This is a genomic window from Streptomyces sp. rh34 (assembly GCF_002551245.1).
In the GTDB taxonomy this organism is placed as follows: Bacteria; Actinomycetota; Actinomycetes; order Streptomycetales; family Streptomycetaceae; genus Streptomyces.
This window is the reverse complement of record NZ_NTGZ01000011.1, coordinates 30,620-44,982: the sequence shown is the minus strand read 5'-3', so window position 1 is coordinate 44,982 and position 14,363 is coordinate 30,620. Positions and strand designations below refer to the sequence as shown.

Annotated in this window: 15 protein-coding genes; 11 read left to right on the top strand and 4 right to left on the bottom strand. The window is 71.3% G+C overall.

What is annotated here, in order from left to right; genetic code table 11:
- Positions 1 to 145: 145 nt before the first annotated feature.
- Complete coding sequence (locus CR470_RS04580; RefSeq protein WP_097866289.1) at positions 146 to 820, bottom strand: transglycosylase SLT domain-containing protein; 675 nt, start codon at positions 818 to 820, stop codon at positions 146 to 148.
- A gap of 565 nt (positions 821 to 1,385) precedes the next feature.
- Entirely contained in the window at positions 1,386 to 2,516 is a 1,131-nt protein-coding gene (locus tag CR470_RS04575; RefSeq protein WP_097866288.1) for an aminoglycoside phosphotransferase family protein, read from the bottom strand.
- Between the two features lie 231 nt (positions 2,517 to 2,747).
- Here CR470_RS04575 and CR470_RS04570 point away from each other — a divergent pair, with 231 nt between their 5' ends.
- Entirely contained in the window at positions 2,748 to 4,238 is a 1,491-nt protein-coding gene (locus CR470_RS04570) for a DNA-binding protein NsdB (protein WP_097866287.1), read from the top strand.
- Positions 4,239 to 4,289: 51 nt separating this feature from the next.
- On the opposite strand, the gene CR470_RS04565 is transcribed toward CR470_RS04570, so the two are convergent.
- Positions 4,290 to 5,717 (bottom strand): PP2C family protein-serine/threonine phosphatase, encoded by a 1,428-nt coding sequence (locus CR470_RS04565; protein ID WP_097866286.1) that lies wholly within the window; start codon positions 5,715 to 5,717, stop codon positions 4,290 to 4,292.
- 371 nt (positions 5,718 to 6,088) lie between these two features.
- On the opposite strand from CR470_RS04565, the gene rpmG reads away from it, so the two are divergent.
- Together rpmG and CR470_RS04555 are read left to right on the top strand one after the other, a co-directional pair.
- The gene (gene rpmG / locus CR470_RS04560; RefSeq protein WP_097866285.1) at positions 6,089 to 6,253 is read left to right on the top strand and encodes a 50S ribosomal protein L33; all 165 of its coding nucleotides are present in this window, start codon (positions 6,089 to 6,091) and stop codon (positions 6,251 to 6,253) included.
- Between the two features lie 64 nt (positions 6,254 to 6,317).
- Positions 6,318 to 6,578: a type B 50S ribosomal protein L31 gene (locus tag CR470_RS04555; protein WP_097866284.1), complete on the top strand. Its 261-nt coding sequence runs from the start codon at positions 6,318 to 6,320 to the stop codon at positions 6,576 to 6,578.
- Positions 6,579 to 6,882: 304 nt separating this feature from the next.
- On the opposite strand, the gene CR470_RS04550 is transcribed toward CR470_RS04555, so the two are convergent.
- The gene (locus tag CR470_RS04550) at positions 6,883 to 7,383 is read right to left on the bottom strand and encodes a tetratricopeptide repeat protein (RefSeq protein ID WP_097866283.1); all 501 of its coding nucleotides are present in this window, start codon (positions 7,381 to 7,383) and stop codon (positions 6,883 to 6,885) included.
- Between the two features lie 147 nt (positions 7,384 to 7,530).
- Here CR470_RS04550 and CR470_RS04545 point away from each other — a divergent pair, with 147 nt between their 5' ends.
- From CR470_RS04545 to CR470_RS04510, 8 genes are all read left to right on the top strand, one after another.
- Positions 7,531 to 8,115 (top strand): VanZ family protein, encoded by a 585-nt coding sequence (locus tag CR470_RS04545; RefSeq protein WP_373561388.1) that lies wholly within the window; start codon positions 7,531 to 7,533, stop codon positions 8,113 to 8,115.
- A 116-nt stretch (positions 8,116 to 8,231) separates the two neighbouring features.
- A complete protein-coding gene (locus tag CR470_RS04540; RefSeq protein ID WP_097866282.1) occupies positions 8,232 to 9,023 on the top strand; it encodes a DUF4389 domain-containing protein in 792 nt (263 codons plus the stop codon).
- A 252-nt stretch (positions 9,024 to 9,275) separates the two neighbouring features.
- Positions 9,276 to 10,376 carry a winged helix DNA-binding domain-containing protein gene (locus tag CR470_RS04535; RefSeq protein ID WP_097866281.1) on the top strand — a complete coding sequence of 367 codons (1,101 nt, stop codon included), beginning with the start codon at positions 9,276 to 9,278 and terminating at the stop codon, positions 10,374 to 10,376.
- Between the two features lie 133 nt (positions 10,377 to 10,509).
- On the top strand, positions 10,510 to 11,214 hold the full coding sequence (locus CR470_RS04530; RefSeq protein WP_097866280.1) for a DUF4230 domain-containing protein: 705 nt from the start codon (positions 10,510 to 10,512) through the stop codon (positions 11,212 to 11,214).
- Positions 11,215 to 11,490: 276 nt separating this feature from the next.
- Positions 11,491 to 12,006 (top strand): lytic polysaccharide monooxygenase auxiliary activity family 9 protein, encoded by a 516-nt coding sequence (locus CR470_RS04525; RefSeq protein WP_097866279.1) that lies wholly within the window; start codon positions 11,491 to 11,493, stop codon positions 12,004 to 12,006.
- A gap of 243 nt (positions 12,007 to 12,249) precedes the next feature.
- A complete protein-coding gene (locus tag CR470_RS04520; RefSeq protein WP_097866278.1) occupies positions 12,250 to 12,924 on the top strand; it encodes a TNT domain-containing protein in 675 nt (224 codons plus the stop codon).
- A gap of 6 nt (positions 12,925 to 12,930) precedes the next feature.
- Positions 12,931 to 13,164, top strand: a complete 234-nt coding sequence (locus tag CR470_RS04515) for a hypothetical protein (protein WP_097866277.1) — start codon at positions 12,931 to 12,933, stop codon at positions 13,162 to 13,164.
- Between the two features lie 161 nt (positions 13,165 to 13,325).
- Entirely contained in the window at positions 13,326 to 14,354 is a 1,029-nt protein-coding gene (locus CR470_RS04510) for an alpha/beta fold hydrolase (protein WP_097866276.1), read from the top strand.
- Positions 14,355 to 14,363 lie beyond the last annotated feature (9 nt).

Sequence of the window (14,363 nt, the reverse complement as noted above, 5' to 3'; positions counted from 1 at the left end):
GAAGCCTCCGCGCGGGAAAACGCGCGGACCGGTGGTGTCCGCGCAGCACTACCCTTCGGCCATACGGAGCACGCACGACGGCGATTAGTCACATAATCGCGGCGTTGGTGCGTGCTCGGAAGGCGGTCGTTCGGAAGTCGGTCGCTCAGTAGGCGGAGTCGACGTTGTCGATCGAGCCGTACCGGTCCGCGGCGTAGTTGGCGGCGGCGGTGATGTTGGCGACCGGGTCGGTGAGCTTCTTCGGGGTGCCCTTGACGTGGTAGGCGTCGAAGGTGGGCTGGATCACCTGGAGGAGACCCTTGGAGGGAATGCCGTTCCGCGCGTTGATGTCCCAGTCGTTGACGGCGTTCGGGTTGCCGCTGGACTCGCGCATGATGTTGCGGTGCAGCCCCTCGTAGGAGCCGGGGATGTTCTTCTTCTTCATGATGTCGAGCGACTCGCGGATCCAGCCGTCGAGGTTGTTCGCGAACTTCTTGGGCGTGACGGCCTTGCGCTCGGTGGAGCGGTTGGCGGCCTGGGTCTCGGAGCGCGCCTCTTCGGCGTCCTTCTCCGCGGTCGCCTTGCGGGCGGCCAGGGCCTTCTTCGCGGCGGCTTCCTTGGCGGCGGTCTCCTGGGCGGCCTTCTTGGCCGCCGCGTCCTTCGCCGTGGGGATGCCCGCGGCGGCGACCGGCTCCACGGAGACGGAGGACCGGGTCGCCGTGGTCTGCGCTTCGCTCGGGGCGCCGGTGGCGGCTATGGCGGTGACGGAACCGGCCGCGACGAGCACGGCGGTGGCGATCTTGTGCGAGCGGGTGATGCGCAGGGTGGAGATGCGGGGCATGCGTGAGCTCTTCCTATGGGGGACGGGCTTCGCGGCCTTCGCGCCGCGTCGGCGGGAACCGGGTGTCCGGGCCGCGATCGTCGATGGGTGATCGACGTCGACTCGTACTCGGTGCTTGCCGGGATCCATGGTTAGCGCGCACCGACATAGGAAGCAATGACCGCCTTTACTACTCTTCATCGTGAGATGCCAATTTATGAGCCATTTGGGCGGTTCGTTACGCCGCACGGGAGGGCTCGCGCCTACTACCGGAGGCCGTAGGTGACGTGGGTCTCGTGGCGGGCCTCACCCGCGGGGGACCCCGGGGCGGCACAGGGTCAACGCCCGGTCACGGGGAGACACGGCACGGAAGGGGCTCTCATGGCCGCCGTGCGGAGCATCGGCGGCTTCGGCCCGGGAGGGTCGGCGTCAGCTCGGCCGGGAGGCGGCGGGCAGACCTCGCAACGCACAACAGCGCGCCGCGGGACCGGTGTGTCGGCACCGGTCCCGCAGCGCGCTTCTTCACAGTGGTCTCATCACTGTGGTTCTCGGCAGGCGGGCCGTTCGCCCGCGTCGTCCTCCCGTCTCAGCGTGTGCCCACCGCGGCCCGCACGGCCCGCCGCGCCATGGCGCAGTCGTCGTGCAGCCTCCGCAGCAGCAGCCGCTGCTCCTCGCCCGAGGAGAGTGCGCCGGGCCGGTCGGCCCCCGCCCCGGGCGCCTCGCGCATGGTGCGCTGGACCGCCGTCTCGTAATTGCGGATCTCGCGGGTCAGCACCAGCATCAGGTTCACCAGGAACGCGTCCCGCGCGGCCGGCCCCCTGGCCTGGGCCAGCTGGCTGATCTGGCGTCGCGCCACCGGGGCGTCACCCAGCACCGCCCACAGCGTCGCCAGGTCGTACCCCGGGAGATACCAGCCGGCGTGCTCCCAGTCGACGAGCACCGGCCCGGTCGGCGACAGCAGGATGTTCGAGAGCAGGGCGTCTCCGTGGCAGAACTGCCCCGTGCCCTGCCTGCCGCCCGCGTGGGCCAGACCGTGCAGCAGCTTCTGCAGGTCGCCGAGGTCACGGTCGGTGAACAGACCGAGCTCGTGGTAGCGCGCGATCCGCGACGCGTAGTCGAGCGGCACCTCGAACAGTCCGGGCGGCGGCCGCCAGGCGTTCACCCGGGCGATCGCTCCGAGCGCGGCCCGGATGTCGGCCCGCGGTGGCGCCTCCGCCGGGTGCCGGGTGAGAGCGGCGACCCGGCCGGGCATCCGCTCGATCACCAGCGTGCAGTTCTCCGGGTCCGCCGCGATCAGCCGGGGCACCCGAACCGGGGGGCGGTGCCGGACGAACGCGCGGTATGCCGCTATTTCGTGCCGGAACCGCTCGGTCCACGCCGGTGAGTGGTCCAGTAAACACTTCGCGACGGCGGTGGCCCGCCCGGTCGTTCCGACGATCAGGACCGAACGGCCGCTGCGGCGCAGTACCTGGACCGGGTTGAACTCGGGGCAGATGCGCTGCACGGAGGCGATGGCCATCCGCACCTGCGCGCCCTGGGGCCCGGACAGGTCGATCCTGCCACTGAGCGGTCCGGCGCCCGGTCCCGCGGCCCGTCGGGCCCGGCCCGGACCCTGCACCGGTGCGCCGGCGTGAGGAGCGAGATAGGGCCCGCCGCCCGCGCCCATCGGGCGGAGCGGACGGGGCGGGGCGGACACGGAGGACGATGCTGTGTACATGGGCGAGACAGATCCCTTCGTGCGCCGACAAGGTACGTGCGCCAACCCGGCCGACGGCCGTTCGGCACCCTGGGGAGTACCTAGGGCTGCCGGGCGGGGTGGCGCTTTCCTACCTGACACCGGAGCGCGGGTGGCAGACCATCTGGCGGACCCTGGCGAACCCTGGCGAATAGTCACAGCGCATCTGACAGGGGGTTAGTGTCAAGTCAGCCGAGAACCTGGGGGCTTGAAGTGACCGGAGAACCCAACACCCGCCTTTCTGACCTGTTCGGCCTGGCCGGCTGGTCCAAGGGCGAACTCGCGAGAATGGTGAACCGGCAGGCGGCGGCCATGGGCCACCCGCAGCTGGCCACCGACACCTCGCGCGTCAGGCGCTGGATCGACATGGGGGAATCCCCCCGTGATCCCGTGCCCGAAGTGCTGGCGGCTCTGTTCACCGAGCGGCTCGGCCGTGTCGTGACCATCGAGGACCTCGGGTTCGGCCGACGCGGGCGTGTGGGGAAGCGGCGTGACTCCGGGACGGAACACCATCCCGACGCATTGCCGTGGGCGCCCGAACGGACGGCAGCGGTCCTCACCGAATTCACGGGAATGGACCTCATGCTCAACCGACGCGGCTTGGTGGGTGCGGGCGCCGCGCTCGCCGCCGGCTCAACCATCGCCGGCCCCATGTACGACTGGCTGCACAGCGACCCCGCTCCCGCGGCCGACGCTCCACGCGCCAACGATCCCCTGCACGCCGATCCCGCCGGTTTCGACCGGTACGAGGCGGCGCCGGTCGGCTCCGAGGAGATCGAGGCCCTGGAGCATTCGGTCGAGGTGTTCCGCGCCTGGGACGCCTCCCGGGGCGGCGGACTCCAGCGCAAGGCGGTCGTGGGCCAGCTCAACGAGGTGGGCGGCATGCTCGCCTACCGCCACCCCGACCATCTTCAGCGCCGCCTGTGGGGCGTCGCCGCCAACCTCGCCGTCCTGGCGGGCTGGATGTCCCACGACGTCGGCCTCGAACCCACCGCCCAGAAGTACTTCGTCATCGCGGCCCACGCGGCTCGCGAGGGCGGCGACCGGCCGCGCGCCGGAGAGGCGCTCTCCCGGGCGGCACGCCAGATGGTGCACCTGGGCCGCCCCGACGACGCACTCGACCTGATGAAGCTCGCCAAGTCCGGCTCCGGCGACGAGACCCTGCCCCGGACACAGGCGATGCTGCGCACCATCGAGGCCTGGGCACAGGCCTCGATGGGCCGCGGGCAGGCCATGCGGCGCACCCTCGGCGAGGCCGAGGAGCTCTTCATCTCGGACAAGAGCGATGTGCCGCCGCCCAGTTGGATGCAGATGTTCGACGAGGCGGATCTGCACGGGATGCAGGCGCTGGCCTTCCGAACGCTGGCCGAGCACGAGCAGGGGGCCGCGGTCATCGCCCAGCGCCATGCCAAGCAGGCGCTGGAGCTGAGGGGCACGGAACGCCAGCGGTCGAAGATCTTCGACTACATCTCGCTGGCCTCGGCCTGCTTCATCGCCAACGACCCCGAACAGGCCGACCGGTACGCCCGGCTCGCGCTGGTGTCGATGGAGGAGACCTCCTCGCACCGCACCTGGGACCGGCTCCGCGAAATGTACCGGCTCACCGGTCAGTTCGCCGGATACGCGGGGATCCAGGATCTGCGCGAGCAGATCGAGCTCTCGATGCCGCCGAGCCAGAAGAAGGCCAAGGGCACGCAGATCTGACCCGGCAGCGCCACTCCGCGCTCACTCACGCCCCGACACGTCCGCGCTTCCTCATGCCCCGATACGGGCGACCAGCACGCACGCGTCGTCAACGCGGTCTGTCCCGCCGAACTCCTCGACGACGCTCCGGACGCACTCCTGTGCCGTACGGGCCTCTGCGAACCGAGGAGCGAGGGCGAGCAGCGCCTCCGGGCCCGCACCCCGGTCGCCGCGTCGGATCAGGCCGTCGGTGTGCAGAACGAGCACGTCACCGGGGTACAGCCGTACCTCGTCCTGCTCGAAGGCGACGTTGGACGCGGCACCGAGCAGCATCCCGTCCGGCGGGGGCAGGAGCCGTCCCGAACCGTGGCGGAAGAGCAACGGCGCGGGGTGTCCGGCCTGCGCCCAGGACAGAACGGAGGTGTCGGGGTCGAAGCGGCAGCACAGGGCGCTGCCCAGCGCGGGCTGCATCGACGTCTCCAGTACCTGGTTGAGGTGCCCCATCAGCGCGCCCGGCTCGATGCCGGCGACGGCCATGCCACGCAGCGCGCCCAGCATCATCGCCATCGCCGAGGTGGCGGGGATGCCGTGCCCGGTGAGGTCGCCGACGGTGAGGAGGGTGCGCCCGTCCGGCAGTTCCATCGCGTCGTACCAGTCGCCGCCGATGAGTCCGCTCGCCTCGGAAGGGAGGTAGTGCGCGGCGATGTCCAGGGCGCCGGGGCCCTGCTTCGGAAGCCGCAGCGATCCGCGCCACGGGGGCAGGACGGCCTCCTGGAGCTCCACGGCCATGCGATGTTCGGTGCGCTCGATGTGCTCCGCGCGCCGCACCGACGCGCGGTTCGCGTTCACGGCCTGCTCGCTGCGCCGCAGCTCGCTGACGTCCCGCAGGACCGCCCACATGGAGGCGGTGCAGCCCTCGGCGTCCAGGACGGGCTCGCCCGTCATGTGCAGCGTGCGCAGATGGCCGTCGGGGCGCACGATGCGGAACTCGCCGTCCATCGGCCGGCCGTCGACGAGGCAGCCCGTCACCATGGCGGTCAGCAGCGGCTGGTCCTCGGCCAGCAGTACGGAAGGCAGGTCGTCCAGGGAGAGGGGCGTGGAGCCGGGCGGCCTGCCGAAGATCTCGTACAGCTCCTCGGACCAGCAGGACTCGTCGGTGAGGAGGTTCCACTCGGCGCTGCCCACCCGGTTGAGCAGAGAACCGGCCCTCGGGGCGTCGGGGGCCTCGACAGCCCGGGGGGCGTCGTCGGCGCACCGGTCCGGCAGGCCCGCCCGGAGCTGGCCCAGGTGCTCGTCGAGGTTGTCCAGGTGCTGCACGGCGAGCTCGCACAGGGCGCGCTGCCAGCGCAGCTGGGGGTCGTCCTCGTCGAACACGACGGCGTCCCGCCGCACGGCGTCCATGTCCCCGCGCAGCCGCCGCGTCCGGTGGATCAGGGCGTCGACGGCGTCATGCGCGGGAAGCTGTGGTGCGGGGTGGTCCGCGAAGAGGGGGGACGGCATCTCGTACTCCGATACAGGCGCGGCCTAGGGCCTCTCGTTTGGATCATGTCGGCTCCCGGGTCCGGCCTGACGCGAACGAAGGACCCCAGCCGGTTCTGAAGGGTGGACCGCTACCGACTGTCGCACAGGCCGCGGCGGCCTGTAAGAGCTTTGGCAACACTCGATGGGTTCTTGCTTCTGGCATATGCCAGCGGCTCTCCGACGCGGCGGCGAAACGAACAGGCGTACGTCTGGGGCGAGTTGACCGCGAGGCTCCGGGGTGCGGCGGGCCGGGAATGCCGGGCGGACGGCTCGCGTTACCTCACCAGAATGAAAACGAATCCCATGACCGATAAGGGAAGTGGGGTCGGCAGAGGCATCAGGAGACGCCCATGGCACGCAGTGAGACCAGGCCGGTCGTCACCCTCCGGTCCACCGCCGGTACGGGCCGGAGTTATGTGACACGCAAGAACCGCCGTACCACCCCCGACCGGCTGGAGCTCCGCAAGTTCGACTCCGTCGCCGGCCGGCACGTCCTGTTCCGCGAGGTCCGCTGACCGTCCGGAAGGGGTCCGTCCCCCCGTACGTCACCGCTGTCCGCGGTGAGGAAGGAACGCATCCATGAAGTCCCGCATCCACCCCGTGTCCCGTCCCGTGGTCTTCCGTGACCGGCGGGCCGACGTCGCCTTCCTGACCCGCTCCACCGCCGACTCCGGCGAGCGCGTGGCATGGGAGGACGGCCATACCTACCCCGTGATCGACGTGGAGACCTCGTCGGCGAGCCACCCGTTCTACACCGGCGGCAGCCAGGTGCTCGACCCGGCGGGTCGCGTCGAACGGTTCCGGCGCCGCTACGGCATCGACGAGACGCCCGCGAGCTGACCGAAGGAGCCCTGGCCGGGGAGGGGGCCCGGGATTCCGTGCCGTGGATCACACTCGCGGGGTGGATTTCCGGGAGCGGCCCAGGATGGTTTATCGTTCATCTATATGCGGGAACGAGGGAGCGGTCCCCCGAGTCTTACCTGCGGCCCATGGGCAAGAGCGCACGCCCGAAGCCCATGGAGCCGTCCGCCGAGAGGTGATCGCCCTTCACACCCGCACTCAGACCGCCCCGGCCGGATTCCCCCGATCCGGCCGGGGCTTCCCCTTGCCCGGCCGTAGCCGGCCGCCCCGGCCCCCGCGCGGGTCACACGGTCTCGTCGAGGTCCTTCGCGTAGTGCTCGATCGCCCGCCGGTACCGCTGGACGTACGGGTCCTGGCTGGTCGCGGCCGTCAACTCCAGCAACAGGCGCATCGCCTCGTGGTGCTCGTCGACGTTGTACAGGGCCATCGCCAGGAACGTCCGGAGCGAGCCGTCGTCCGGGAACTCCTCGACGCCCCGGCGCAGCGTCTCCACCGCCTGCCCGTACCGGCCGAGGATCCGGTACGTACTGCCCAGCCCCAGGAGCGCCCCACGCCGGTCCTCCGCGGCCAGCTCCGGATGCGCCAGAGCGCGCTCGTAGTAGGGCACCGCCTCCGACTCCAGGCCCAGCACGTCATGGATCCACGCCGTCCGGCAGGCCACCTCCGCGTCGTCGGGGTACTCGGCGGTCAGAGCGAGGAGCAGGTCGCGCGCCTCCTCGGGCCGGCTTTCCGTACGCAACCGGTCGGCCTCGTCCAGCAGGTCCTTCTTCTTTGATGCGCTCATGCGCACATCGTCGCAGGCGGACGCGGTCGGCCGGGGGAAACCTCGCCCCACGGGGCGGTCCACGCGTGTGTTCCGGGCCGGCGGGGGCACCCGTCGGCCATGACAGCAGAGGCGAATCCCCGTACACGCCAGGGGACATGGGTACGTGTGCTGGTGCGCGGGGCGGTCCTGACGGTGGTGCTGCTGGGGCTGGTGGCCTTCTCCGTCCTGCTGGCCAAGGTGACGCTCACGCCCTCACCGGCCTCCGAGGACCTCGTCACCGCGAATCTCCGCCCCGGCCGCTCGCTGCGCCAGTACGCCGAGGACTACACCTTCCTCGCCGCCTGCAAACAGGCCGGCGGAAACCTGCTGCTCGGCGTGCCGTTCGGACTCCTGCTGCCGTTCTTCGGGCCTCGCCGCCTGCGTATGATCCGGACGACGCTGCTGACAGCCCTCGCCATGGCCGTCGTCGAACTGATCCAGGGGGCCCTGGTCGAGGGGCGCGCCTTCGACATCGACGACGTCATCCTCAACACGGCGGGCGCGCTGCTGGGGTACTTCGTGCTCGGCCGCCGGATCAGCCACCGCTACTACGCCTACGCCGACGACGCGGGTTCCCCCGCCCCGTCGACGGAGAAGCGCGAGGCCGGGTCCAAGCGCGTGCCGAGGACTGCCGCCCGCACCGAGGCCGGCGACGCCGCCCGTACGGAGACCGCCGCTACGAAGCTGCTCGACCGCCTCCGCGGGCGCTGAGCCGGGCACCCGTTCGGGCCGGGCCGTTTGCGGGCGGCCAGGAGCGGACGCACGGTGGGGACACGTCCTGCGCGCGGATGCCGTACGGATCGGATCCCCTGCCGAGGAGGAGCGACATGGCCGAAGGCCAGTGGAGCCCGGGCCGCAAGGAGACGGACGCGGACGAGTTCCGGCCCGTCCTGGACATCGTGGAACCATCACGCCAGCGGCGGTTTACCGTCTTCCTGCGACTGCTGCTGCTCATCCCGCACTTCATCGTGCTGCTCGTCCTGCACATCGCGGCGTTCTTCACCGTCATCGTGGGCTGGTTCGCGGCCCTGGCGCTGGGACGGCTGCCCGGCCCCGTCTTCCGCTTCCTGACCGGCGTCCTCGGTTACGACATGCGCGTCTCGGCGAGCGACATGCTGCTCATCGACCGCTACCCGCCCTTCGCCCTGACCCCGCCCGCCGACTATCCGGCGCAGATCGAGGTGCGGCCCACCCCGCTCAACCGCCTCGCGGTGCTGTTCCGTGTCTTCCTGATGATCCCGGCGGCGATCGTGCAGAGCCTCGCCGTGTACGGGTGGTGGGCGCTGGCCTTCGTCTGGTGGCTGATCACGCTGTGTCTCGGCCGGATGCCCCGGCCGCTGTTCGAGGCGACGGCGGCCACGCTGCGCTACCGGATGCGGTTCTCCGCGTACGTCATGATGCTCACGCCCGCCTACCCCAAGGGCCTGTTCGGCGACGACGACCTGGCCGTGGCCCCGGGCGGGCGGTCGCGCTCCGCCACCCGCCCGCTGGTCCTGAGCAGCGCCGCGAAATGGCTCGTCGTGCTGTTCCTGGTGCTGGGCCTGGTGGGGCACATCACCTCGTCCGTGACCGCCTCGACGACCGATGACCCCTCCGACACGCGTCTCGTCGGTTCCTGAAGCGAGGCGCGTGGCTGTCTGAAGTCTTCGGCATCTCGCGCGTATGACGCGGGGAAGAGGTCACCCCCTGACCTCTTCCCTTGCGAGGGTTGACCTGTACCGCACGACAGGAACACCGGAAGGAACCCGATCACCATGGCCGCGGTCTCCACCTCCCCGACGCCGAGCGCACCGGCCCGCCCCGCATCCTCGCCACCGCGCGCGGACGCGCGGAAAATCGACGGCAGTCAAGGGAGAAGGAGGGACCACACGGTGGCCGTCCTCGACAACCGGGCGCTCAACCGCGCCATGCTGGGCCGCCAGTTGCTGCTCGACCGGGCCGATCTGCCGGTCGTGGACGCCGTGGCCCACCTCTGCGGCCTCCAGGCGCAGGAACCGCAGGAGCCCTTCGTCGGGCTCTGGTCCCGGCTGAGCGCCTTCGATCCGGCGGTCCTCTCGGACCTGCTGACGCGGCGGAGCGTGGTGCGCACCCATCTGATGCGACGCACGGTCCACCTCGTCACCGCCGACGACGTGCTCACCTGGCGGGCGCGCCACGACGCGATGCTGCGCCAACGGGTGCTCGGGGTCTACCGGGACGAGCTGAAAGGGGTCGACCTCGAGGGACTCGCCGCGGATGCCCGGGAGTTGATGGCGGACGGGGAGCCCCGTACCGCGGCCGAGATCGTGCGGGCGCTCGCTCCCCGTCGGCCCGGTCCGGGGCCGCGCCCCCTGGGCGAGATGGTGGTCGCCGCTCTCGTCCCGATGGCGCAGGCGCCGCCCCGGGGGCTCTGGCGGGCGAAGGGCGGGGTGCGCAATGTCGCCCTCTCCTCCTGGCTGGGCCGCCCGGTCGACCCGCCCGCTCCCGACGGCGCCGACCCGGTCGGCCAGGCACTGGTCCGGCGCTATCTGGCCGCCTACGGGCCCGCCGCCACGGCCGACCTGCGCGCCTGGTCGGGGCTGGCCGGACTGCCCGGCGCGGTGGCCGCCGTACGGGACGAGCTGGTCCGCTTCCGCGACGAGCGGGGGCGGGAGCTGCTCGACCTGCCGGACGCGCCCCGCCCCGCCCCGGACACACCCGCCCCGGTGCGGTTCCTGCCGGCCTTCGACAACGCGATCCTCGGCTATCAGGACCGCGGCCGGATCATCGACGACGCCCACCGCGGCCTCTCGGTCGCCGGTGAGCGTGTCGTGCTGGTCGACGGCCGCGTGGCGGCCACCTGGCGCGTCACCGAGGAGGTCGTCACGGTGGAACCCCTGCGCGCCTTCTCCCGGGCCGACCGTGACGCCGTGGCCGATGAGGGGAGGGAGCTGGCGTCGTTCCTCTCCGACGGGGAGAGCGATCGCGTACGGGTGGCGGCCGCGCCGCTCTGAGCGGGCCCGGCCACCGGGGAAGGGCCCTCGCGTCTGCCCGGTCGTACCGGAACGGGCCTATTTTGTGCGGGAGTTCGTTCAGGATGAGGGGAATGGTGGACTGAAAGGGCCAGACGCGGGCCACACGCAGAACATGACGTCCAGCGACGTAACCACAGAGTCCGCGCCGCACGGCGACGGAAAGCGCGACGCCCGCCCCTCCCGGTGGTGGCCGAAGGCCCTCGGCGCGGCCGTGGCCGCACTGGTCCTGTTGTTCGCCGGCAGCAGGCTCAGCCTGCTGCCGGGACTCGACGACCTCTTCGGCGAGGAGACCCACGACCGTTCGGGCCCCGCGGTGCTCAAGTCGATCCAGGACATGAGTGCGTACGAGGCCGCCTCGGGCAACTTCCAGGTCGTCGTCGATCTGGAGAAGGACGCGAAGTTCGTCCCCGACGCCCTGCGCGGCACCCGCACCCTGTTCGTCGGGGCGGGCACGGTCGGCGCCTCCGTCGACCTGGGCAAGGTCACCGAGGGCGGCGTCGTGGTGAACGAGGACCGCACCATCGCCGAACTACGGCTGCCGCACGCGGTGCTGGGCAGGCCGGCCCTCGATCCCGACCGTTCCTACGCGGTATCAAAACAGCGCGGTCTCCTCGACCGGCTGGGCGATCTCTTCTCCGACAATCCCGGCAGTGAGCAGGCGGTCAACAAGCTCGCCGCCCAGCACATCTCCGAAGCGGCGAAGGAGAGCGAACTGACCGCCCGCGCGGAGAAGAACACCGCCGACATGCTGAAGGGTCTCCTCGGCTCCCTCGGCTTCGAGCGCGTCACGGTCCGCTACGGGGACGACCACGGGTGATCGCGTCACACGGGTGTAAGCGCCAGATGTGCGTGCCCGTCCGCGCGCGTCGGACGGGCAGGCTGCCCACCGCGCTCACCGCCCTTGACGTGAACGCGTCGGTCGGTATGGTCTAGTCCAAGCGCAAGGCCTTTCCGGACACGGTCATCAGGCGTGTCCGGAAAGGGACTTGCAGCCCTTCGCGCCTCTTGGCCCCACACTCGCGAGGCCTCGCCGTCGAAGCCGGGCCCCCCACGGCCCGCCACCGCGCGGTGCGGCCTCATGTGAAGGAGAAGCATGCACGCGAAAAGGAAGACCGCACTCGCCGTCGGCGCCCTGCTCGCCCCGGTCCTCGCCCTGAGCCTTCCGGCGAGCTCCGCCGGCGCCCACGGCTATATCTCCAACCCGCCGAGCAGGCAGGCGCAGTGCGCCGCGGGCACGGTCAGCTGCGGTGCGATCACGTACGAACCGCAGAGCGTCGAAGGCCCCAAGGGGCTCACCAGTTGCAGCGGCGGGAACAGCGGTTTCGCCGAGTTGGACGACGACTCCAAGGGCTGGTCGGTCACTCCGGTGAACCGTTCCCAGCAGTTCGAGTGGAAGCTCACCGCGCGCCACTCGACCAGCACCTGGCAGTACTTCGTGGGCGGCGAGAAGATCGCCGAATTCGACGACGGCGGCGCGCGGCCCGGCGCGACCGTCACCCACCAGGTCGACTTCGGCAACAAGACCGGCCGGCAGGAGGTGCTCGCCGTCTGGAACATCGCGGACACCTCGAACGCCTTCTACGCCTGCATCGACGTCAACGTCAGCTAGAGCCTTTCGTCGGGATCAGGTCGAGCACGCGAGCCCGGCCTGGTCCACGCGAAGGCCCTGGGCTCCGTGCCGGTCGGGTTTCGCCCCTCGGTCCATCACGCCCCGGTCGCGCATCGTCGCGGCCGGGGCGTGGCGCTGTTCGCGGTGGCCGGAAAACGGCATGGCGCGGAAGGGGTGGGTAGTCGAGCGGTTACCCTACGTCAGCTGTCCTGATTGATCATCAGTGCTCGAGGGGACTCCTGAATGAACCGCATGCGTACCGTACTCGCCGCGCTCGGCGTCACCGCCGGACTGATCTCCGCTCCGGCGGCGAGCGCCGCACCGGGGCCCGCCCGGCCCGCACCCGCCGCCGAGCGCCACGAACCCTGTACCGGAGAGTTCCGCGGCGACGCCCGCCTGGGCCCCAAGTGGCTGCCGAACAAGCGGCTCGCCCCGGTGGGCCCGCTCCTGAAGGGCTGGCAGCGCACGGGCGACCTCACCCCCAAGGACTTCCTGAAGAAGTACTGGGAAGGGCCCGCGGACACCGGCAGCTGGAAGTACCCGCCCAACGACGGCTTCGCCGAGGTGAACGGTGAGATCGACAAGGAGCCCGTGAAGCTCCGCACCGGCCAGCGCCTGGACCGCTTCGGCTCGGAGTACGGCGGCTACCTCGCCCCCGCGGGCGACGCCTACGCCGAGCGCGCCCTGCCCCCGCAGAACCTGAACACCCGTGACGCGGGCACCCCGTGCGACTACCGCGTCTACAAGGTCGCCAAGCCCTTCTGGGTCTGGCAGGGCGGTATCGCCCCGTGGTTCGAGCAGCCCGGCGGTGGCCGGCAGATCAAGCTCGACGCGGTCTTCCTCGACCCGGGCGAGGGACAGCGGCTCAACGTGAAGTGGCTGCTGGACAACGCCTACCTGACGCCCGCGGACGCGTAACCCGCCATGGACCGCCGGGCATTGCAGGCCGCACTCGTCGAGGCACGGATCCCTGGCGGCTACTACCGGATCGAGGGCGTCCACGAGCCCGTTCCCACCCCGCCGGACTTCCTGTTCGTCCGGCGGGGTGGGAACGACGGCTGGGAGACCGGGGCGTTCGAGCGCGGAACCTACGAAGTCGTCGCCCGCCACCCGGACGAGGCCACCGCCTGCGCTCACCTGCTGAGTCTGCTCGTCTGAAGCCGTTCCCGCCCCCCTATTTTTTTGCCGGACCGGCAAAGATCCTTGTCCGGGCGGTCGCACCGGCCGAATGATCGTGATCCGGGTGGCCGGGCCCCGGCCCGGCCACCCTCCGAAGCGTCACGACCGCCCCGCCCGTGCGGGGCGCCCGAGGAGGAGCCATGCCGGAGCCCACCCCCGTACCCACTCCGCACGCAGCCGGAGCAGCCCGCCCCTCCGCCCTCCTGCCCGGCGCGACGCACCGGACGGTCGACGTTCCCGGCGGCCGGATCCACTGCGTCGAACAGGGCACCGGCCCCCTCGTGCTCCTCGTCCACGGCTTCCCCGAGTCCTGGTACTCCTGGCGCCACCAGCTCCCCGCCCTGGCCGCCGCCGGACACCGGGCCGTCGCCATCGACGTACGCGGCTACGGGCGCTCCTCCGCACCCGCCGCCACCGACGCCTATCGCATGCTCGCCCACGTCGCCGACAACACCGCCGTCGTCCACGCCCTCGGCGAGGAGACCGCCACGGTCGTCGGACACGACTGGGGATCGCCCATCGCCGCGAACAGCGCCCTGCTCCGGCCGGACGTCTTCACAGCGGTCGCGCTGCTGAGCGTTCCGTACGCGCCCCGGGGAGGCCCCCGCCCCACCGACGGCTTCGCGGGCATCGGAGGCGAGGAGGAGTTCTACGTCAGCTACTTCCAGACCCCCGGTCGCGCCGAGGCGGAGATCGAACCGGACGTACGCGGCTGGCTCGCCGGCTTCTACGCGGGACTCTCCGGCGACACCGCCGCCCCGACGGACCACCCCGGCCTCTTCTTCGTACCGCCGGGCGCGCGCATGGCCGACCGGTTCCCCGCCGGCCGGCTCCCCGGGTGGCTCGACGAACGGGACCTCGACGTCTACAGCGAGGAGTTCGAACGCACCGGCCTGACCGGCGCGCTCAACCGCTACCGCAACATCGACCGGGACTGGGAGGACCTCGCCGCCTGGGACGGAACACCCATCACCCAGCCCTCGATCTTCATCGGCGGCGCCCTGGACGCCTCCACCACCTGGATGTCCGACGCCATCGACGCCTACCCGCGGACCCTCCCCGGCCTGTCCGCCGCCCACATCCTCGAAGACTGCGGCCACTGGATCCAGCAGGAACGCCCCGACGAGGTCAACCGCCTGTTGACCGACTGGCTGCACGGCCCGCGCTGAGGGGCACCC